The organism is Marinobacter sp. es.048, assembly GCF_900188435.1.
Lineage (GTDB): Bacteria > Pseudomonadota > Gammaproteobacteria > Pseudomonadales > Oleiphilaceae > Marinobacter.
Genome location: NZ_FYFA01000002.1, coordinates 1,602,866 through 1,622,491, shown reverse-complemented (window position 1 = coordinate 1,622,491; position 19,626 = coordinate 1,602,866). Strand labels below are relative to the sequence as shown.

Sequence of the window (19,626 nt, the reverse complement as noted above, 5' to 3'; positions counted from 1 at the left end):
TGTGAATCAGCGCAACCGTTGGGCTCGGATTGCGTCCTGGCTGCTGACAGCTACCCTGTTTTTCCTCCCACCTCTGGCTCCGGCAGAGGAGCGCCCCCGGGTGGGGCTGGTTCTCAGTGGCGGCGGTGCCAAGGGTATGGCCCATGTTGGCGTGCTGAGGGTATTGGAAGAAATGCGGGTGCCGGTTGACCTGGTGGTGGGCACCAGCGCCGGTTCTGCAGTTGGTGCACTATACGCCAGTGGCATGCCGGTCAGCGACATTGAGCAGCGCTTTATCGAAATGGACTGGCTTTCCAGCTTTCGCGACGATCCCGGCCGGGTCTACAAGCCGGTTCGGCGAAAGCAGGATGACTGGCGCTTTCCGGTGGTTCCGGGAATCGGTGTTCGCGCCGATGGTCTGCATGTCGGTGGTGGGCTGATTGCCGGCCAGAATCTTGGTTTTATCCTAAACGAATTGACCCGTAACGCCGCTCTGGTTGAAGACTTCGATCAGCTTCCCATTCCATTTCGGGCGGTTGCCACGGATCTGGAGACCGGTGAGCAGGTGGTAATCGGTGACGGCAACCTGTCTGAGGCCATTCGGGCCAGCATGAGCATTCCAGGGGTTTACGCGCCGGTGGAACGCTATGACCGTTTGCTGGTGGATGGCGGCGTCGCCAATAACCTGCCAATCAGCGTTGCTCGGAAATTGGGTGCTGACGTTATCATCGCCATAGATATTACTGACAGCCTGATGCAGACCGACGAACTGCGAGGCGCGTTTTCCGTGGTCGGTCAGCTTACAACCATCATGACCCGACGAAATACCGATCAGCAATTGGGCCTGCTGGCCGATGGTGATGTGCTGATACGTCCCGATCTTGAAGGCTACAGCTCCGCCGATTTTTACGATGCACCAGTACTGTTTGAACTGGGGGCCAGTGCCGCGAGGGAGCACGGTGTCGAGCTGCGGCCGCTGTCGGTATCCCCTGAGGCGTGGACCGCCTGGCGGGAGAATGTGGCCGCACGTGACGGCGGGTCAAACATTGTTTCACGTATCGAGATTGAAGACAGCCGGCGACTGGCCCGCGACTTCCTCAAAGAGCGAATCCGGCAGAAAACCGGCGAGTCTCTGAATACCGAGCAGCTGGAAGAAGATCTCAAACGGATCTATGGCCTCGGTTACTACGAAATCGTGTCGTACTCCACGTCGTCGTCGCCCGAAGGTACGGTTTTGACCATACGTGTACAGGAGAAGAGCTGGGGGCCGAACTACCTGTCTTTCGGGCTCAATTATGAGGATAACTTCGACGGGGAAACCCGTTTCAATCTGGCCTCATCTCTGCGAATGACCGAGTTGAACGAGCTGGGTGGTGAGTGGCAGACCGGTGTTCAGCTTGGCACCGAGCCCTGGCTGCGGAGCCAGTGGTATCAGCCCCTGGATTACGGCTATGAGCGATTCCTGGTGCTGGGTGGCGAATATTCCCGGGATACGTTCAGCCTGTTTGACACGTCGGGCACTCGCATCGCGGAGGTAGACGTGACCTTCCGAAACGTGGATCTGGCTCTGGGTATGGAGATTGGCGGCAATGCCGAGATCCGCCTGATCTATGCCCGGGGCTATGCCACAGTGGATGAGCAGATCGGCCAGCCGGTGGCCCCTGAGGGTTCCGTGCATCAGGGTGGAATAGCCCTGCAAGTGGTTCATGATTCGCTGGATGATACGTTTTTCCCCCGCGCCGGTGGTTTTGCCGGCCTTCGGGGCCGTTTCGAGCGTGAGGGGTTGGGATCAGACCGGGAGTTCGATTCGGTAACAGGCCTGGGGCTAGGTACCGAGAGCTGGAAGGGCCTGACATTGACCGGACTAGTGTATGCCCATGCCGTAACTCGGGGCACGCCGGGCATTGAGAATGCGGTCCGCCTGGGCGGGTTTCGACGGTTATCGGCTTATGCGCCGGGTGAGATCACCGGGGACAACGCGTTGATGATCTCCGCCTACGCCAGCCAGAGCTTTGGTGGACCACTGTTGCCCTGGTTCGTCGGCGCCGGGTTCGAGGCGGGCAATGCCTGGCCCTCGCTGGATGAGGCAAGCTGGGACAGCTCGGTGAAATCCTCCAGTGTGTTCGCCGGCGTGGATACATTCCTGGGCCCTGTTCAGTTGGCAGCAGCCTACAACAACGAGGACAACTGGACGGCTTATCTCAATATCGGTTTCTCGTTCACTCAGCTCTTCTACTGAAGGCCCTCAGGCAGTCTTGTTGCCGGTCTTTTCAATGGCGGCCAGAACCTGCTGGCATTGTTGCAGGGCATAACGGTGCAGGATCTCTGCCAGGCGGTCTTCATCCCGATCATTGATGGCGCTGATGGATTGCTCCATGTGCGACAGGTTGTCTTCGATCACCTGGTTGCCTCCTTGCTGGAAGGCGACGAAAGCACAGCGCTTTGCCGACGGCCAGAGGTCATCAATGGCGGAGACAATGAAGTAGTTATCGGCATAGGCCAGCGATGCCTTGGTGTACTCAATACCCAGCTCCAGAAAGGCCATCAGGTCATTTTTCTCGTAGCAGGCCTGCATCTGGTCATAGAGGGTTTGCAGCCGCGCCATGTCATCAGGCTGCCAGTTGCGCACCAGCTTTCGCCCGGTATGGGTGAGGTAAAGCTCCAGGGTTTCGTATAGGCTGCGAACGAAATGTTCATCCAGTGGCGTCACGAACGCACCTTTGCGGGCGACGTTGCGGACCAGGTGCCGCTTTTCGAGCAGTAACAGCCCTTCCCGGATGGATCCGTGGCTGACGTCCATCTGCTTGGCCATGGCACCCTCGTAGATCCGTTCTCCAGACCGAAGCTGGCCAAAGGCAATCAGGTTTTCGATATGGCGCGCGACCTGCTCGGTCAGTGTTTCTCTGGGCTTGAAGGCATTCATGGTGATTTGTCGCTACTGCATACTGGCTGAATCGTGTAGGCATAGTCGCACATCGGGTATTCCGGAGCCAGTGGCCGGAAGGCCTACAGCAACGGTGCCAGCAGACGGACCGCCCGGCAACCCAGGCGAAACAGGATCGACCGATCCTTGTAATCGCTCTCGGTCATCAGCCGGGAATTGTCCAGATCCTGTTCCAGCATGGATTCCACGCTGCAAATGAAATGCTTGGCGGTGGTTATGGCGGTGATCTCGAAATTCAGTCGCATCGAGCGGTTGTCCATGTTGGCTGTTCCCACTGCCGCATACCGATCATCCACCAGAATTACTTTCTGGTGCATGAAGCCTGGCTGGTAGCGATAGATCCCGATGCCGGTCTTGCAGGCCTGGACCAGGTAGGAGTATGCGGCCAGCCCGATCAGGCGGCTGTCTGATTTCTCCGGAATCAGGATCCGTACGTCCACGCCCCGAAGCGCCGCCAGCTGCAGGGAGTTCATGATCTGGAAATCCGGAACAAAATAGGGCGAGGCGATCCAGAGCCGCGTGCGGGCGTTATTGATGCAGTTCAGGAAAAACAGGGTGCAGGTTTCCCAGGTGTCGGCTGGCCCTGTTGGCAGCATCAGCACCTCGTCGTCGCCCGGCTGGTTGTTGGCCGGCGCCCAGTCAAGACTGGGAAAATCGTTGCTGGCCCAGTTCCAGTCTTCCAGCCAGGCCAGCTGCAGGCCGGTGACTGCCGGGCCCTCAATCCGGCAGTGGGTATCGCGCCAGGGTTCCTGGTCCATGGCGGTGCCCAGGTATTCGTCGCCCAGATTGATGCCACCCACAAAACCGACTTTACCGTCGCAGACCAGCAGCTTGCGGTGGTTCCGGAAATTGATCTGGAACCGCCGCCGGCGGATGTTGCCGTCGCCAAACGAGGCCACGCGAGCGCCGGCGGCGGCAAGCTGGTTCAGGTACTTGCGCGGCAGCCAGACGCTGCCGATGTCGTCATAGAGAAACCAGACTTCCACACCTTGGGCGAGCTTGCGCTCGAGAATCGACTTGATCCGACGGCCCACCCGGTCTGACCGCACGATGTAGAATTCCAGCAGGATATAGTGCTCGGCGTCTTCCATGGCTTCGAACAGGGCGTCGAAGGTGGCTTCGCCGTCTCGTAACAGCGTGCACCGGTTGCCGTCGGTGAACGGCTGGCGTCCCAGTCGGCACAGCACCTGGAGCTCGTCTTTGAAGCGGTCGCTGATTGGGATCGGTATGGAGGTGGTCTGCCGTTCGAACCGATTCAGCAGATTGGTCAGGGATTCGTCTCCCAGCCGTCGGGCCCTCACGTACCCGCCAAACCGATGGCGTCCGAACAGCACGAACACTGGCACGGCCAGGTAGGGCAGCCCGATCAGGGCAATGACCCAGGCGATGGCGCCCTGGGTGGTCCGGTAGGTCAGCAGAATGCGATAAATACAGGCGAATGCGCCCAGGTAAACAACCCCTACCGCGATCGCAACCAGAGACAGTTCGTCCATCATCGCTCTCCGTCGCCGGAACCCGGCTCCTGATTCTTTGACCCTGACGTTGCCAGATGCCGCGCGCGGTAATCGGCCGGCGAGCTGCCGGTCCAACGTTTAAACGCCCGGCTGAAGGCACTGAGTTCAGAAAATCCAAGCAGGAAGGCAATCTCGCCCAGGGCGTACTGATCCCCGGCCACATACCTGAGCGCCTTGTCCTGCCGAACCTGCTCCACCAACCCGTGGAAGCCAAGGCCCTCCTTCTTGAGTTTTCGGTAAAGCGTCTGGCGGCTCATGTGGCACTGGCGGGCGAGGCTGTCGGCGTCGATCCTCTCGGTGGCCATCTGCTTTGAAATCAGCCGGCGAATCTTGCGCCCGAAGGAGCGACGGGTCTGCAGTCTTGCCAACAGTGAATTGACCTGTTTCAGCACTGCTGAGTAAACATATGGGTTGCGGCGGGGTATCGGATGCCCGAGATGCCGGCTGTTGAACGCCAGCCTGGTGACACCGCAGTCAAACCGGACCGGCCCACCGAGGAGTTTTTCATACTCGTCTGCATAGACCGGCGCAGCGTGGGCAATTACCACCCACTCGGCCCGGATACCCGGGTGGATGAAGTGCCGGGTGCGGGTGATCGCCGCCGCAAGGGTTCGGTCCATATCCTGCCGGCAGTAATGTTCGGCCATGTCTGGCTGCCAGCAAAGAATGGCCTGATCGGCGGTCTGCTCGAAACTCAGGAATACCGACTCGTTGATCAGCCGGTGCAGGCGCACATATTGGGTAACAGCCTCTCCCAGCGTGTCGCAGTTGAAAAATACATGCCCGACCAGACCCATTCGTTCCGGGTCCACGACCTGTCCGGCATGCAGCCCGACTCCCGGATCGCCTGTGACCAGCTCTGCATGCTCCCAGAGCCGGTAATGGGCATCAGCGGGTACGCGACGGTCCGGGTCGATGAGTTCCGACATTGCCAGCCCTGTCAGCTGTTCAACACGCGGTGTATTGAGCACGCCCTGGCGCTCAAGGTAATGAACCAGTGCCAGCGTGCTGGAGGCAGCAACCAGGGGAGCGCTGGTGGAATCTGGTTGGGCAGATGTCACGTTATACGGCCTGATAGTTAACGACCTGTCATGATGACTGATACAAAATGTCAAGTGTATGCAACCGCCTGTCAACGGTTACCCGTGGCTTTAACGATAGCATCAGGGTATCAGGTTGAAGCAATGGAAAAGCAATCAGGAGGTGTTTTATGGAACAGGAAATCTTCGTACCCCATACCGAGCTTGAGCGCAAAAACGTGATTGAGCTCGCCGAGTACCTGAACAGCATCTTCTATTGCTGATTTCTCAGGCGTAACGTCTATGACCTTCATGCCGGGCTCTGCCCGGCTTTTTTTCGTCTCTAGAAAATGACCGCCAATACCTGCACTTGCTCGAAAGACTGGCAGTGGTAATGTATCCGATCTGAAAACACAGACCAATCCGGAGACTGACTGCCCATGACTGTTGCGCTGAATCATCGCATTACCGGCGAAGGCCCACCCCTGATACTGCTGCACGGGCTGTTCGGCTCCCTGGACAACCTGGGGGGTATCGCCCGCCGTCTCGAAGATCAGTGGCAGATTCATGCGCTGGATGAGCGCAACCACGGCAGCTCGCCCCACTCCGACACCATGGATTATCCGGGCATGGCCGGAGATGTCATTGCCTACATGGACGCCCAGGGCCTGGAAAAGGTCAGTCTGCTGGGCCATTCCATGGGTGGCAAGGTGGCGATGCAGGTTGCCCTCCAGGCGCCGGAGCGGGTGGATAAACTGATCGTGGCCGACATTGCCCCGGTAAACTACAAACCTCGGCACGATGCCATTCTGGAGGGGTTGACCGGCATTGACCTGTCGAGTGTGCGTTCCCGTCAGGATGCAGACAGGCTGATGGCTGATTTTGTCGAAGAGCCGGGTGTGCGCCAGTTCCTTCTGAAGAATCTCGAGCGGGTTCCGCGGGAAGAGCAGCAGGAGGCCGGACCAATGTTCCGTTGGCGGCTTAACTTGCCGGTTATCGATGCCTGCTATGAAAACCTCGCCAGGGCGCCTGAGGGCGATGGCCCTTTCGAGGGGCCTGTGCTGTTTCTCAAGGGTGAGGCGTCGGCCTACATCCAGGAGAAACACCGGGATGATATCCAGCGACTGTTTCCGCAGGCTCAGTTGCGGATTATCCAGGGTACTGGCCACTGGTTGCATGTCGAAAAGGCCGACTCCTTTGCTGCCCTTTGCCGCCGTTTCCTCAGCGCCGATGAATGACAGGGGCCTTGTCAGGCATTTTCCTGCTCACCGGCCCGTCTGCTAAGGTGAATCAATCGCGGACACACGGAATAGACACAACAACAGGCGGGCAGAGCGTATGAAATGGCTGATGGTGGGTTTGCTGGTTGTCTTCCTGCTGCTTGGCAGCTTTCTGCTGACTCCCTCGCCCGTCGACAGCAAAGCCTGGAACCCGCCGTCGCCCCCCCCGCTGACCGGCGAGGTTGCACCAAATGAGCGCCTGAGGCTTGCGGAGCTGATCGCACGGGGCCAGGTTTACGGCCCCGAGGACACCGCCGTAAACCAGGACGGAGTGCTGTATACCGGCACCCAGGATGGCTACATTGTGCGGGTGTTCCCGGATGGCCGGGTTGAAAACTGGCTGTCCACCGATGGCCGGCCCCTGGGCATGGTGTTTGATGGCCAGGGCAACCTGATTGTTGCAGATTCCTGGCGGGGGCTGCTGTCCATCAGTCCTGATGGCGAGATTACCGTGCTGGCCCGCGAGGCGGAGGGTACGCTGTTCCGCTTCACCGATGATGTCGACATTGCCGATGACGGGCGCACCTACTTCACCGACGCCAGTTCCAAGTTCCGGCAGCCCGACTACCTGCTGGACCTGCTGGAAATGCGTCCCCATGGCCGCTTGCTCCGCTACTCTCCGAAAACCGGCAAGGCCGAAGTTCTTCTGGCCAACCTGCATTTTGCAAATGGCGTTGCGGTATCTCCCGAGGGCGATTACGTGCTGGTTAACGAAACCTGGAAATACCGCATTCTCCGATACTGGATTCACGGGCCAAAAGCCGGGCAGGCGGAAGTGTTTGCCGACAATCTGCCCGGTTTTCCCGACAACCTCGCGGTGGATGATCAAGAGCGCTACTGGGTGGCGTTTCCTACCCTTCGAGATTCGAGGATGGACGCCATGCACCCCCGGCCCTGGCTCAAGGATCTGGTGGCCAAACTCCCGAACAGCCTGAAACCTGCGCCACAAGAATATGGCCTTGTGATCGCCTTTGATCGGGATGGTGAGATTATTACCAGCCTCCACGACACCCGGGGTACCCATCTGCAGGAAATCACCTCGGTGAATCCTCACGATGGCAACCTTTACTTTGGTTCACTTCACAATGATCGTATTGGTCGGCTACCGTTGCAGGCCATTCCGGGTCTGGGGGACATCAACTGATGCAGCAACACGATATTGCCTGGGATCTGCCGGCGCCTTTCACGATAGAGATAGCGGTGCGGGCCGAGGATACCGATCGGCTGGGGCACGCCAACAACGTTGTTTACGTACGCTGGCTGGAAGACGTCAGCTGGGCACACATAGAAGGTTTGGGTATGACCTGGGAGCTGCACGAGAAAACCGGCAAGGCGATGGCCATCACCCGCACGGAAATCGATTACCTGGCCTCGGCGAACGCCGGCGATCAACTGGTTCTGGGGACCTGGCTGACCGATTATGATGGCCGGTTCCGGTCTGCACGGCAGTTCCAGCTTGTGCGTCCCTCGGATGGCAAAACGCTGGCCAGAGCGGTTTCCACCCACGCCTGTGTTGATCTGAAAAGCCAGCGGCCCGCCCGTGCGCCAAAAGAATTCGCCGAGATACTCGGTTCCGCTGTGGTAGCCGGAGGCAAAGGGCTGTAGGCCACCCGAGGTCTTTTGTGCTTTACTTCAGCTAGTCTTGTTCAAAGCCAATCCCGTTTAACCTGTTGTCCGGAGATCCTCATGGAAAATACTGCCGATCAGAATGCTGAAGCCACGATGCGCCATGTCATCTACGATCGCTTTGGTGACCGTGATGTCCTGCAGGTGGTCACAGCTGATGTACCCGTCCCGGGAGACGATCAGGTGCTGGTCAGGGTGCACGGTGCCGGGCTCAATCCGATCGACTGGAAAACCCGGAAAGGGCTTGGTTTCGCGGCCCGGCAGATCGAGAATTCATTGCCCTGGACGCCGGGTTACGATGTGGCCGGAGAGGTCGTCGGAGTTGGCGCCAATGTGACCACCCTGGCGCCCGGCGACCGGGTCATGGGTATGGTCGGATTCCCGGCCGGCGGTGGCGGTTATGCGCAGTATGCCCTGGCGGCGGCGGATGAACTGGCCATTGTGCCGGAAGAGCTGAACCTGGTCTCTGCAGGTGCTTTGCCCCTGGCGGCGCTGACTGCCTGGCAGGCCCTGTTCGAGATGGCGAAACTGGAGTCGGGGCAGAAAATCCTGATCCACGCTGGCGCCGGTGGCGTCGGCCATTTTGCGGTGCAGTTTGCACTGGAGCGCGGTGCCCATGTGATTGCAACGGCCTCGGCCAGTAACCGGGATTTCCTGGCGGAACTCGGGGTCCACGAAGTGATTGACTACCACAACACGGATATCGGCGAAGAGTGCTATGGCCTGGACGTGGTGCTGGATCTTGTTGGCGGTGATACCGGCAAACGCTCCTTGCACACTCTGGGCGAGCAGGGCGTCCTTGTGACCATCCCCACGGTTACCGCTGACGAAATCATCAGTGCCGCCGAGGAAATGGGTTTACGCGCCCATGGCATGACCGTCCGCCCCGATGTATTTCACCTGGATGAGATTGCCGAGTTGATTGAGGACGGCGACGTCAAGGTGCACATCGAAAAGGCGTTCGCGCTGGACGATGTCTCGCAGGCCCACGAACTGCTGGAAGGCGGGCACGTGCGCGGCAAGCTGGTGCTAGATTGTCGATGAAGGTTCCAGGTCGGCCGGTTGATCCTGGCTGGCCGATGGTTCCCCACCCTCTTTCTCCTTGCGCTCCTTTCTCGCCTGGGGCGGTACCAGGCTGACCAGGATCCAGTCGTCTTCCGGTTTCAGGTCTTTCATGCTGCAAACCGGAGCGACATGCTCCTTGCTGTCGAACGTGAACAGCACCAGGGCCTGGTTCTGGTATTTGTTAAGGAACTCCTCGTAACCGAATTCCTCGCTCAACTGGGTGGTCTTCACGGTGTAGCCCTGGCTCACCAGGCTGGCCAGCTTGGCGTAGCTGACGCCATCAAACAGACCCCGGGTCATCTGGATTTTTTCGGCCGTCTGGTGCCGGGCCTTCTGGTCCTGATCACCCTCTGCCAGGCTGAACACACACTTGTTTCCGAACCAGTCCAGGAAATGGTACGTGGCCAGGGAATTCATGTGCTTGTATGGCGAGATGACCAGCAGCTTGCCGATGCCTGTGAGATCGAGGTGGGTCGAGGCATGCTCGGATACCGGGTTGCCGAAGTAAACCTGCAGATTCTCCATGCGCGCCTGCCGGACGTTTTCCCAGTTGGTATCGGCCAGCGTAACCGGAACCTCGTACTTTTTCAGTGCCTTGCCGATCATTCGCGCGACCGGATTGGCACCCAGAATCAGGAAGCCGTATTCGGCGGGTTCCGCGACCTTCAGCAGGCGCGCGACCGGCCGTGCGGTGAGGCTTTGCAGGGTAACCGTGGCAATGATGAGCATGAACACCAGAGGTACCAGGGCGCCGGCACTCTCATAGCCCAGTTTTTGAAGCTGGAAGGCAAACAGCGCTGACACAGCAGCGGCAACAATGCCCCGAGGGGCGATCCAGCTCAGGAAGAGTTTCTCACGCCAGTTCAGATTAGTGCCGATGGCAGACAGGATAATACTCAGCGGGCGGGCAACCAGCATCAGCAGGGCCAGCACTGCTGCCAGGCCCCAGCCCAGTTCCGCAATCGCGGCAAACTCAACCCGTGCCGCCAGGATGATGAACAGGGCGGAAATCAGCAGAACACTCAGGGATTCCTTGAACTCCAGAATACTTTCGATAGGCACCTGCTTCATGTTGGCCATCCAGATCCCCATGACGGTCACGGTTAGCAAGCCGGATTCATGGGCCAGTTCGTTCGAAATGGCGTAGACGCCGAGCATGAAGGTGAGTGTGCCGGCGTTATGCAGGTACTGCGGAATCCAGTGCTTGCGTAACACTATGCCGTTGAGATATCCGGCAACGGCGCCGATCACAAAACCCACGGCCAGGGTTTTTCCAAAGATATACAACGAGTGGCCAAACACGTTGCCCTGGCCCCAGGACACGATCCCTTCGAATACCAGAACCGCCAGCAGAGCGCCGACCGGGTCAATGATGATGCCTTCCCAGCGCAGTATGTTGGCCAGTTTTGAATCCGGTCGCACGGAGCGTAGCAGCGGTGCGATCACAGTCGGGCCGGTGACTATGGAAATAGCGCCGAACAGCAGGGCGACTGCCCAGGAGACGTCCAGAAGCCATCGGGCAGCCAGGGTGCCGATGATGCAGGTGACAATGGACCCCACTGGAATGAGGTTGCGGACCATCTTGCCGTGGCCGCGGATTTCCTCATAACGCAGGGTCAAGCTGCCTTCAAACAGTATAATGGCAACGGCCAGGGATATGACCGGAAATAACAGGTCACCAAACACCACTTCCGGGGCCAGAAAACCCAGGACAGGCCCGGCTGCAATACCACCCGCCAACAGGAACAGGATGGCTGGCATACGCACGCGCCAGGCAAGCCACTGACAGAACAGTGATAAAACGCCAATGCTGGCAAGAAGCAGGACAGTGCTGACAGGCATAATGGTCTCAGGTCCGTTGATCTATTGGTTGGCGCGCCGGGCAATCCGGTTCAGGACTCGGGAAGCCGCAAATAAACCGAAGCTGGCGGTCACCGGGCTGGCGGCGCCAAATCCGGAGGCGCAATCCAGGCGCACCGGGCCGTCGGTGGCAGGTTTTTGATGGCACACTTCCCCGTCTCCGGCAGGATACGTCAGCTGCTCGAGGGAGTATACGGCCTCAATGCCAAAGCGACGCTTTGGATTCCTTGAAAAGCTGTATTCCCGCCGCAGCAGGTTTCGAACCTTGGCCAATAGTGGGTCCTGGGTGGTCTTGCTGAGGTCGGCCACCTGGATCTGGGTAGGATCGATCTGTCCCCCCGCGCCACCGGCAGACACCAGCGGAATTTTCCGGCGCTGGCAGTGGGCAATCAGTGCGGCCTTGGCCTTGACGCTGTCGATGGCGTCGATGACGCCGGTCATGCCGTCGTTGATAAGTTCGCTGACATTTTTGGTGGTCAGAAAACCGAAATGTACCCGAATGTCTGCGTCCGGGTTGATGGCCCGCAGCCGATCAGCCATGGCGTCGGTTTTAGTGCGCCCGTACTGACCTTCGAGAGCATGGAGCTGCCGGTTGGTGTTGGACACACAGACATCGTCCATGTCGATCAGGGTGATGGTACCAACGCCGCTTCGGGCCAGGGCTTCAGCGGCCCAGGACCCGACCCCGCCAAGACCGACCACGGCAATATTGGCGTGACGAAAGGCTTCCAGGGCCCGGCGCCCGTAGAGTCGTTCGATGCCGCCAAAGCGGAAAGCGTAATCGTCGGCGTTCATGGTGTCCCCGTGTTGGTCCTTTCAAAAGCCGTACAAAATCAAAGAGCGCAATTGTAACCCAGTGACCGCACAGACAGAAAAACGGCCATAAAAAAAGCCACGCAGAGCGTGGCGTTCAAAAGTACCCAGTCCGACGGGGATCTGGGCAGGACTGGTTCAGAGACACTAGTCAACGTAAGCATTATCGATTTTCATGGTGTCATCCTGAAGGTCCCAAGCTGTCATTGATCGGTCATTTCCGGCCAGGTCGTCTGGACCCTGGCCGGAGCCCGGATCATGATGCCCAGTGGTCGTCCGAGAACGCCATCAGGCTGTCCTTGCCGCTCTGAATGTCACTGAGCAGCCAGTCTGTTTCGGGCAGCAGTTTTTCGAAAAAGAAGCGCGCAGATACAACTTTGCTTTCCAGTAGTGGCTTGTTGCCTTCGCCGGCGGCAAGTTGCTCATTGGCCACGTTGGCCATCCGGGACCAGAGGTAACCGATGACCGTCAGCGCCATCAAGCGCAGATACGGAGTTGCGGCAGCGCCCGCCTGCTCCGGATCTTTCGGTGCATTGCTGGCCAGCCACATGGTGGCGCTCTCAAGTGCCTTCATCGCGTTCTTCAGCTCTTCGCGGTGCGGCGCTTCCGGGTTGTCTTTCAGGTATCCGCTCAGGGTGCCAAACAGAGTGCGTACCAGCTGACCGCCTTTCAGGCTCAGCTTACGGCCCACAAGATCCATGGCCTGAATACCGTTGGTGCCCTCGTAGATCCGGGCAATCCGGCCGTCCCGCACCAGTTGCTCCAGCGGCCAGTCGGTAGTGAAGCCGGAACCACCCAGTACCTGCAGCCCGGTGTTGGCGTTGTTGAAGCCTTCGTCCGTCAGGAACGACTTCACCACCGGGGTGAGCAGTTGAACCAGATCGTCCGCGGATTCCTGTACGGTTTCATCCGGATGGGCGACCGAAAGATCCAGCTGGTGGCCGGCAAACAGGGCCAGGGCACGCATGCCTTCGTTCAGGACTTTCTGGCGCATCAGCATCCGGCGCACATCCGGGTGCACGATGATCGGATCAGCAGGGCCATCAGGGTTTTTCGGGCCGCTCAGTGAACGGCTCTGCAGGCGCTCACGGGCAAAGCCGAGGCTTTCCTGGTAGGCCATTTCTGCCAGGCCCAGGCCCTGCATGCCAACCATCAGGCGTGCCTCGTTCATCATGGTGAACATGGCACGCATGCCATCATTCGGGTCGCCGACAAGCCAGCCCTTGGCACCTTCGAAGTTCATGACACAGGTGGCAGAGCCCTTGATGCCCATCTTGTGCTCGAGACCGCCACAGAAGGCCGGGTTGCGCTCCCCGGAATCCGGCAGGAACTTGGGAACCACAAACAGCGAAATGCCCTTGGTGGTGTCCGGTGCCCCGGGCAGTTTGGCCAGAACCAGGTGCAGGATGTTGTCCACCAGGTCGTGTTCGCCGCCGGTTATCCAGATCTTGGTGCCTTCGAGGGCGTAGCTGCCGTCATCGTTCGGCGTCGCGCGGGTGCGAATCAGGCCCAGGTCAGTGCCGCACTGTGGCTCTGTGAGGCACATGGTGCCCGTCCACTCGCCGGAAATCAGCTTCTCCAGATAGGTCTTTTTCAGTTCGTCAGAACCGTGGGCGTGCAGGGCGCTGATGGCGCCGTGGGTCAGGCCCGGGTACATGCCCAGGGACAAGTTGGTGGAGCACACCATTTCATCCACCACAAACTTCAGTGTGTGGGGCAGACCCTGACCGCCGTATTCAAGTGGCGCGTCCAGCGCGGTCCAGCCGCCCTCAACGAATTTCTTGTAGGCGTCCTTGAAACAGTCGGGGGTTTTCACCGAGCGGGTTTCAGGGTCGTAGGTACAGCCCTCACGATCGCCGGCCTGATTGGTGGGCTGGATGACTTCCGCAGCGAGCTTTCCAGCCTCGTCGATAACCGCAGAAATGAGGTCCGGGGTGGCATCGGCGTATTTTTCCAGCTCATGCAGCCGATCTGCGCCCAATACATCAAACAACAGAAAGCGAAGGTCATTCGCCGGAGCCTGGTATTGCATCGATACTCTCCTAGGTGCGCCGTTTTAACTGGAGCTCTGCGAAACTCGGCAGAGCTCCGAAGATGGTTTGAATACTGGATTCATACGCCCGTTTTAATAGGCTGGTTCACCGTTTCAGCAGTCTGGACGATAGAATTTTCGTATGTCCTCTGAATTAAGGAGGTCTTAAATGAAACAAGTGGTGATAGCCGGAGTTTCCGGCGCGATCGGTGGCGCTTTGGCGAGTCGGTTGCTTGAGCGTGATTCGCAAACCAGGGTGATCGGGTTGTGCCGCGACCCGGAGAATGCGCCGGACGCCTTGCGCAGCCATCAGCGCAGCACCATGCTGCCCTGGGATGCGGAAAGCAGTGCCGCGCCCGGTGCGATTGCCGAGGCACTGGAATCGCTGCTAAACAGGGAGGAGGGCATTGATAGCTTTATCTATGCCGCCGGGCTGCTTCATGGGCCGGATATGTTCCCGGAGAAGCGGCTTGAAGACCTCGATCCGCAGAGTATGGCGCGTGCGTTTGCTGTCAATGCAACCGGTTTCGGATTGCTGGCTCAGGCGTTATTACCATGGCTGCGGCATCGGGAGTTCAAGCGGGTAGTGGCCATCTCCGCCAAGGTCGGATCGATCACCGATAACGGATTTGGTGGCTGGTACGCCTATCGCAGCTCGAAGGCGGCTCTGAATATGCTGGTGCGCAATATGTCCATTGAGTTGCCGCGCCGCTGCAAACCGATTGCCTGCGTGTCCCTGCATCCGGGCACGACCGAATCGGCGTTGAGCGAACCATTCAGTCAATCCCTTGCCAAGCTGAAAGTGCATACTCCGGCGGAAACCGCCGCCAATCTTCTGAAAGTGGTCGATGGACTGGGGCAGGGCGACAACGGACGATTCCTCAGCTGGGATGGTTCTGAATTGCCCTGGTAGTGTGAACGCTTTTCAACTCTGCTATAGAAAGGGGGCGATCGTGATCGCCCCCTTTCTATAGCCGTTATTCAGCTGAACTTGTTATCGAAGAAACGGGTTGAGCATCCGGGTAAAGGTGCCGGTGAGCTTCACTGGGGCACTCAGCACGGATAGCGTGATGCAGTCTTCACAACCAACCGCCACAGGCTTGTGCTCATCCTCGTCGTTCAGGACTACAAAATCCCATTGATTGAACACCCCTTTCTGGTCGGCAAAGGCGCCCTGAAGGACTATCGTTGTTTCTTCACCACGGTGAGTGTGGGCAGGTGCCTTACCGCCTGCGGCCAGCTTCTGCAGCACAACCTGCTCTTTCTGTCCGGGGAACCGGTCAGTAATGTCCAGGACGCTCACGTCACCCAGTTGGCGCTTCCAGGGCAGGCTGTTCAAATCCTCGCCCAGCAGTCTTTGAAGGGCGCTAACCCTGGGAACCGCCGGGGCCGCCGATTCAGCTGATGGTTCGCTATCGATTCTTGAAAGGATGCTGTCAAACATGCTTTCAGAAACAGTTACCTTTGGCTGCTGCTCCATCATCACAGCACCAAGACTATCAAGCGTGTCCACACGGCTACGGCAGTGGGAACATTTGTCCAGGTGGAGCTTGATGCACAGAGCATGGGGCTCGCTCAGGTTACCTGCGCTGTACTCCATCAGGCTCAAACTGTCGGGATGATGCCGTGTCATACGTTCTGGTCCTGCAAAATCACTTTCAGTTTATTCAATGCCAGGCGAACCCGGCTTTTCACGGTGCCAAGCGGGATGTCTAACTCGTCCGCAACCATCTGGTGGGACTTGTTCTCCATGTAGACCTTGGCAATAACCGTGATCTGTTCTTCCGGAAGATGACTCAGGGATTCCCTGATCCGCCTCTCGGACATCAGACGGTGCAGCGAGGTGACCGGTTCGTTTTCATTTTCACCCGGGATCTGCCAAAGATCTTCTGTCTCAATCGGCATTTCAGCACTGGTACGCTGCATCTTTCTCAGCATATCGATGCGCTGGTTCCGGGCGATCGTAAAAATCCAGGTGGATGCGGCTGCCTTGCGCCAGTCATAGAGACAGGAACGCCTCCAGATCGACACGAAAACTTCCTGCACGAGCTCTTCCGCGTGGCTTGCCAGGCCGTTGGCCATGGCGTAGTACTTGATTTGCGGGCCAAAATGCTCGAACAGCGCGTGATACGCTTCACGATCCTGGTGCTTGCCCACCTTCTGCAGCATCTGGCTCCAGGGGTCTTTCCGGCCCTCGGAACTTGCTGGCTTTTGATCCAGTGTGGTCACCGGACGCTCCTTGACAGTCGCATGATTTGAGCTTGTTCTGGTCATCATTCTATGCACTCGTCCCGGGTTTGTCAGTGCCTAGTTTTACGGATCGTTGAATCAGGTGGATCAGCCTGTGTGGAAAGAAAACGCAGAAAGCTGGCATCAGCGACGGTTTTTGATCGTCTCGCAGGTGATTGCCGGAATCGGCAGAGCGGTCTAGTCTGAGCAATAAATCGACTCCGGACGACAACCACCTTCATGAATGCTCCCGGCTTTACCGGAAACCTGCCCGTTATCCGGGCGCACTATGCGGATATCCTCTGCCAGTTGGCGGAGGATCGTGGCCTGCAGCGGTTCCGGCTATTGTCGGCTTCCGGTATCCGTCCATCCATGCTTGGTCATCCGGACAATTTCATTACCGTCGAACAGTTCAGTGCGCTGTGCCGCGAAACTCTTGTCCAGAGTGGTGATCCTGCCCTTGGGCTCGAATTCGGAAAGCGGCTGAAATTCACCACCCATGGTTCTCTGGCCCAGGCTGCCATCAGCTGCGACACACTTGAGCAGGCGCTCACGGTGTTGATCAAATATTTCCAGATCCGTTTTGCCTACATGAGCCTGTCGTTTTTCGTGGAGGATCATGAGGCCGTGATCCAGCTGGATCTGGCGCACAGCATTGAGGACCTGTACCGGTTCAATGTTGATGTGGTGATGGCTTCACTGATGGATGTGAATCTCCTGCTTTTGGGCCATCGGCTGCTGGATGGCGGGCGATGCCTGCTGGATTTTCCGGAGCCTGACGATGTCTTGGCCTATCGACAGCTGTTTGGAAGCCAGATTTCGTTTGACAGCGGTGTGAACCAGCTGCGGTTCAAGCGGGTTTTTCTCGACTCCCCCATGTCATTGTCGAATCCGGTGACCCGCCGCATTGCGGAGGCCCAGTGCCAGGAGGAAATGCGATTCATCGAGGGTTCTGCGTCGGTTTCAGATCGGGTGGTGCGCCTGCTGGAGACCAGGCGAAGTCAGCGGTTACCGTCGCTGGAGGATATGGCGGAACGCCTGAAAATGTCCGCCAGGACGTTACGCAGGCAATTGGCATCCGAAGGGGTGCGATTCCAGCAACTGCAAGATTCCATTCGCCACCGCCGAGCCCTTGAATTGCTGCGCCGCAATGAGCTGACCATTGATGAGATTGCCGACGCTCTGGGCTATAGCGACCCCTCCAACTTTGGCCGGGCTTTCCGAAAATGGGAAGGGGTGGCTCCCAGCGCTTGGCGTCGGGAGCACCAGAAGTACTGATTCGGCCTATTCCTCGAGGTAGGTATAACCATCCAGGCCGGCGGCCAGCTCCGCCAGCAGCGCTGACTGGGCCTCTGGTGCCAGGGCAGAGGCGGTGAACTTGCGTCGATAGGCCTCCATCAAGGCCTCGGGTTCAAAATTCACATAGCGCAAGACCTTGGCGACGGTGTCTCCGGTTGTGGGGGCGCTTATGTCGTAGCCGCCTTCCGGCGTCAGGCGGACGTCGACCGAATGGGTGTCGCCGAACAGGTTGTGCATGTCGCCCAGAATCTCCTGATAAGCGCCAGTCATGAAAAAGCCCATGAGCAGTGGTTCGCCGGTCTTTTCTTCAGGCAGGGGCAGGGTGGTCTCGGTGCCCTGGCCATCCACATATCGGTCGATGCGCCCGTCCGAATCGCAGGTGATGTCCTGGATGACTGCGCGCCGGTTCAGGGGGCGATCCAGGCCATTGATCGGCATAACCGGGAAGATCTGATCAATGCCCCAGACATCGGGCAGTGACTGGAACAGGGAGAAATTCACGAACAGCTTCTCGGCCAGTTTCTCGTTGAGCTCGTCGATGATTTCCCGGTGCGCCCGGTTGCTGCTGTCCAGCTGATCCCGAAGCAGTCGGCAGCAGCGGGTGTACAGCGTTTCGGCGTCTGCCCGTTCCTGCAGAGACAGTACACCGTGGGCAAACTGGGCGTGAACATCGGCCATGGCGTGGAGTACGTCATGGTAGATCTCAGCCAGTGAGCGGGGTGTGTTTGTGTCCTGCAGGCTTTCAAGGTCGCGCCAGAGATCGTGCAACGGGGCCGATGCCGTATCTTCCGGCTGCTCCGGCGACCGGTTTTCCGGCGCTTCGCGGTCGATCACATTGGTCACCAGCACCGAATGGTGCGCAGTCAGGGCCCGGCCGGATTCGCTGATCAGGTCCGGGTGAGGAATACCGTGGCGATCACACTCGGCCTGCAAAACATGCACGACATTATAGGCATATTCGTAAACGCTGTAGTTCATTGAGCAGCTACTGCGTGAGCGAGTGCCCTCGTAGTCCACGCCCAGCCCACCACCGATATCCACCGTGCCGACCGGGGCGCCCATCTGGCGTAATTCGCTGTAAAAACGGGCGCATTCCCTGAGTCCGGTCTGGATGTCACGGATATTGGCGATCTGGGAGCCCAGGTGGAAATGCAGAAGCTGTAGGGTATCCAGAGCGCCTGCCTCGCGCAGAGTATCGACGACATCCAGAACCTGGCTGGCGGACAGGCCGAATTTGGATTTTTCACCGCCCGTGTTCTGCCAGTTGCCTTTGCCGATGGTGGCCAGCCGCGCACGCACCCCGATCAGCGGTGATACGCCCAGGCTTTTGGCCTCCTCGAGGATAAGTGGCAGTTCCGACTTTTTCTCGACCACGATGAACACCTGGTGGCCCAGGGTCTGGCCAATCAGGGCCAGGCGGATGTATTCCCGATCTTTATAGCCGTTGCAGACGATCACCGATCCCGGCTGCTGCGACATTGCCAGCACCGCCATCAGTTCCGGCTTGCTCCCCGCCTCAAGGCCGATCTGCCCTTTCGAGGCGGCCGGCTCGGCGGCCAACAGCTCCTCGACCACGCGGCGCTGCTGGTTGACCTTGATCGGGTAGACCGCCGTGTAACGGCCCTGGTAGGCGTGCTCCTCTGCAACCTTGTTGAAGGCATTGCAGAGTTTGTTGACGCGGTCGTGCAGGATGTCAACGAAGCGCACCAGTACCGGTAGCTGAACTCCAGATTCGGTTAGCGTTCGGCTCAGTTCCGGCAGGTTGATTCGTGCCGGGCTGTGGCCGCGATCCGGACGGATCAGTACCTGGCCCTGGTCATTGACACCGATGTAGCCATCGCTCCAGTGGGCAATGTTGTATACCTTGTGGGCCGGGGTGGCGCTGGCTTCGCTCATGCTTGCTATCCTGTCAGGAAACACTGGCCGCCATTGTATGGATTCCCACCCCGGGCTAAAAGCACCGGGT

General features: G+C 58.7%; 16 protein-coding genes. 7 read left to right on the top strand and 9 right to left on the bottom strand.

What is annotated here, in order from left to right:
• Position 1 precedes the first annotated feature (1 nt).
• Positions 2 to 2,218 (top strand): patatin-like phospholipase family protein, encoded by a 2,217-nt coding sequence (locus tag CFT65_RS18600; RefSeq protein ID WP_088829494.1) that lies wholly within the window; start codon positions 2 to 4, stop codon positions 2,216 to 2,218.
• Positions 2,219 to 2,224: 6 nt separating this feature from the next.
• On the opposite strand, the gene CFT65_RS18595 is transcribed toward CFT65_RS18600, so the two are convergent.
• The 3 genes from CFT65_RS18595 to CFT65_RS18585 form a co-directional block, all read right to left on the bottom strand.
• Positions 2,225 to 2,902 (bottom strand): GntR family transcriptional regulator, encoded by a 678-nt coding sequence (locus tag CFT65_RS18595; RefSeq protein WP_088829493.1) that lies wholly within the window; start codon positions 2,900 to 2,902, stop codon positions 2,225 to 2,227.
• 83 nt (positions 2,903 to 2,985) lie between these two features.
• Entirely contained in the window at positions 2,986 to 4,416 is a 1,431-nt protein-coding gene (cls, locus tag CFT65_RS18590) for a cardiolipin synthase (RefSeq protein ID WP_088829492.1), read from the bottom strand.
• On the bottom strand, positions 4,416 to 5,498 hold the full coding sequence (locus CFT65_RS18585) for an AraC family transcriptional regulator (RefSeq protein ID WP_088829491.1): 1,083 nt from the start codon (positions 5,496 to 5,498) through the stop codon (positions 4,416 to 4,418). Before CFT65_RS18585 ends, cls begins: the two co-directional genes overlap by 1 nt.
• Positions 5,499 to 5,896: 398 nt before the next feature.
• On the opposite strand from CFT65_RS18585, the gene CFT65_RS18580 reads away from it, so the two are divergent.
• The 4 genes from CFT65_RS18580 (at position 5,897) to CFT65_RS18565 (ending at position 9,406) form a co-directional block, all read left to right on the top strand.
• Positions 5,897 to 6,694 (top strand): alpha/beta fold hydrolase, encoded by a 798-nt coding sequence (locus CFT65_RS18580; RefSeq protein WP_088829490.1) that lies wholly within the window; start codon positions 5,897 to 5,899, stop codon positions 6,692 to 6,694.
• 100 nt (positions 6,695 to 6,794) lie between these two features.
• Positions 6,795 to 7,880, top strand: a complete 1,086-nt coding sequence (locus CFT65_RS18575) for an SMP-30/gluconolactonase/LRE family protein (RefSeq protein WP_088829489.1) — start codon at positions 6,795 to 6,797, stop codon at positions 7,878 to 7,880.
• Entirely contained in the window at positions 7,880 to 8,341 is a 462-nt protein-coding gene (locus CFT65_RS18570) for an acyl-CoA thioesterase (protein WP_088829488.1), read from the top strand. The genes CFT65_RS18575 and CFT65_RS18570 overlap by 1 nt, the downstream gene beginning before the upstream one ends.
• A gap of 81 nt (positions 8,342 to 8,422) precedes the next feature.
• Positions 8,423 to 9,406 carry an NADP-dependent oxidoreductase gene (locus tag CFT65_RS18565; RefSeq protein WP_088829487.1) on the top strand — a complete coding sequence of 328 codons (984 nt, stop codon included), beginning with the start codon at positions 8,423 to 8,425 and terminating at the stop codon, positions 9,404 to 9,406.
• Here CFT65_RS18565 and CFT65_RS18560 read toward each other — a convergent pair.
• From CFT65_RS18560 to CFT65_RS18550, 3 genes are all read right to left on the bottom strand, one after another.
• The gene (locus tag CFT65_RS18560; RefSeq protein ID WP_088829486.1) at positions 9,392 to 11,269 is read right to left on the bottom strand and encodes a cation:proton antiporter; all 1,878 of its coding nucleotides are present in this window, start codon (positions 11,267 to 11,269) and stop codon (positions 9,392 to 9,394) included. The genes CFT65_RS18565 and CFT65_RS18560 overlap by 15 nt on opposite strands.
• A gap of 21 nt (positions 11,270 to 11,290) precedes the next feature.
• Positions 11,291 to 12,082: a tRNA cyclic N6-threonylcarbamoyladenosine(37) synthase TcdA gene (tcdA, locus tag CFT65_RS18555; RefSeq protein WP_088829485.1), complete on the bottom strand. Its 792-nt coding sequence runs from the start codon at positions 12,080 to 12,082 to the stop codon at positions 11,291 to 11,293.
• 274 nt (positions 12,083 to 12,356) lie between these two features.
• On the bottom strand, positions 12,357 to 14,132 hold the full coding sequence (locus CFT65_RS18550; protein ID WP_088829484.1) for an acyl-CoA dehydrogenase C-terminal domain-containing protein: 1,776 nt from the start codon (positions 14,130 to 14,132) through the stop codon (positions 12,357 to 12,359).
• Positions 14,133 to 14,301: 169 nt separating this feature from the next.
• Here CFT65_RS18550 and CFT65_RS18545 point away from each other — a divergent pair, with 169 nt between their 5' ends.
• On the top strand, positions 14,302 to 15,045 hold the full coding sequence (locus tag CFT65_RS18545) for an SDR family oxidoreductase (protein WP_088829483.1): 744 nt from the start codon (positions 14,302 to 14,304) through the stop codon (positions 15,043 to 15,045).
• A gap of 81 nt (positions 15,046 to 15,126) precedes the next feature.
• On the opposite strand, the gene CFT65_RS18540 is transcribed toward CFT65_RS18545, so the two are convergent.
• Positions 15,127 to 15,765, bottom strand: coding sequence for a ChrR family anti-sigma-E factor (locus CFT65_RS18540; RefSeq protein WP_088829482.1), 639 nt, complete (start codon positions 15,763 to 15,765; stop codon positions 15,127 to 15,129).
• Entirely contained in the window at positions 15,762 to 16,361 is a 600-nt protein-coding gene (locus CFT65_RS18535; protein WP_088829481.1) for a sigma-70 family RNA polymerase sigma factor, read from the bottom strand. Before CFT65_RS18535 ends, CFT65_RS18540 begins: the two co-directional genes overlap by 4 nt.
• A 240-nt stretch (positions 16,362 to 16,601) precedes the next feature.
• Here CFT65_RS18535 and CFT65_RS18530 point away from each other — a divergent pair, with 240 nt between their 5' ends.
• Entirely contained in the window at positions 16,602 to 17,639 is a 1,038-nt protein-coding gene (locus CFT65_RS18530; protein WP_088829480.1) for an AraC family transcriptional regulator, read from the top strand.
• A gap of 6 nt (positions 17,640 to 17,645) precedes the next feature.
• Here the strand turns inward: CFT65_RS18530 and speA are convergent, their stop codons facing one another.
• Positions 17,646 to 19,556, bottom strand: a complete 1,911-nt coding sequence (speA, locus tag CFT65_RS18525) for a biosynthetic arginine decarboxylase (protein WP_088829479.1) — start codon at positions 19,554 to 19,556, stop codon at positions 17,646 to 17,648.
• Positions 19,557 to 19,626 lie beyond the last annotated feature (70 nt).

Coding starts and splice junctions, on each gene's coding strand:
- CFT65_RS18595 (WP_088829493.1), bottom strand. CDS start 2,902: ATGAATGCCTTCAAGCCCAGAGAAACACTGACCGAGCAGGTCGCGCGC.
- cls (WP_088829492.1), bottom strand. CDS start 4,416: ATGGACGAACTGTCTCTGGTTGCGATCGCGGTAGGGGTTGTTTACCTG.
- CFT65_RS18580 (WP_088829490.1), top strand. CDS start 5,897: ATGACTGTTGCGCTGAATCATCGCATTACCGGCGAAGGCCCACCCCTG.
- CFT65_RS18575 (WP_088829489.1), top strand. CDS start 6,795: ATGAAATGGCTGATGGTGGGTTTGCTGGTTGTCTTCCTGCTGCTTGGC.
- CFT65_RS18570 (WP_088829488.1), top strand. CDS start 7,880: ATGCAGCAACACGATATTGCCTGGGATCTGCCGGCGCCTTTCACGATA.
- CFT65_RS18565 (WP_088829487.1), top strand. CDS start 8,423: ATGGAAAATACTGCCGATCAGAATGCTGAAGCCACGATGCGCCATGTC.
- CFT65_RS18560 (WP_088829486.1), bottom strand. CDS start 11,269: ATGCCTGTCAGCACTGTCCTGCTTCTTGCCAGCATTGGCGTTTTATCA.
- tcdA (WP_088829485.1), bottom strand. CDS start 12,082: ATGAACGCCGACGATTACGCTTTCCGCTTTGGCGGCATCGAACGACTC.
- CFT65_RS18550 (WP_088829484.1), bottom strand. CDS start 14,132: ATGCAATACCAGGCTCCGGCGAATGACCTTCGCTTTCTGTTGTTTGAT.
- CFT65_RS18545 (WP_088829483.1), top strand. CDS start 14,302: ATGAAACAAGTGGTGATAGCCGGAGTTTCCGGCGCGATCGGTGGCGCT.
- CFT65_RS18540 (WP_088829482.1), bottom strand. CDS start 15,765: ATGACACGGCATCATCCCGACAGTTTGAGCCTGATGGAGTACAGCGCA.
- CFT65_RS18530 (WP_088829480.1), top strand. CDS start 16,602: ATGAATGCTCCCGGCTTTACCGGAAACCTGCCCGTTATCCGGGCGCAC.
- speA (WP_088829479.1), bottom strand. CDS start 19,556: ATGAGCGAAGCCAGCGCCACCCCGGCCCACAAGGTATACAACATTGCC.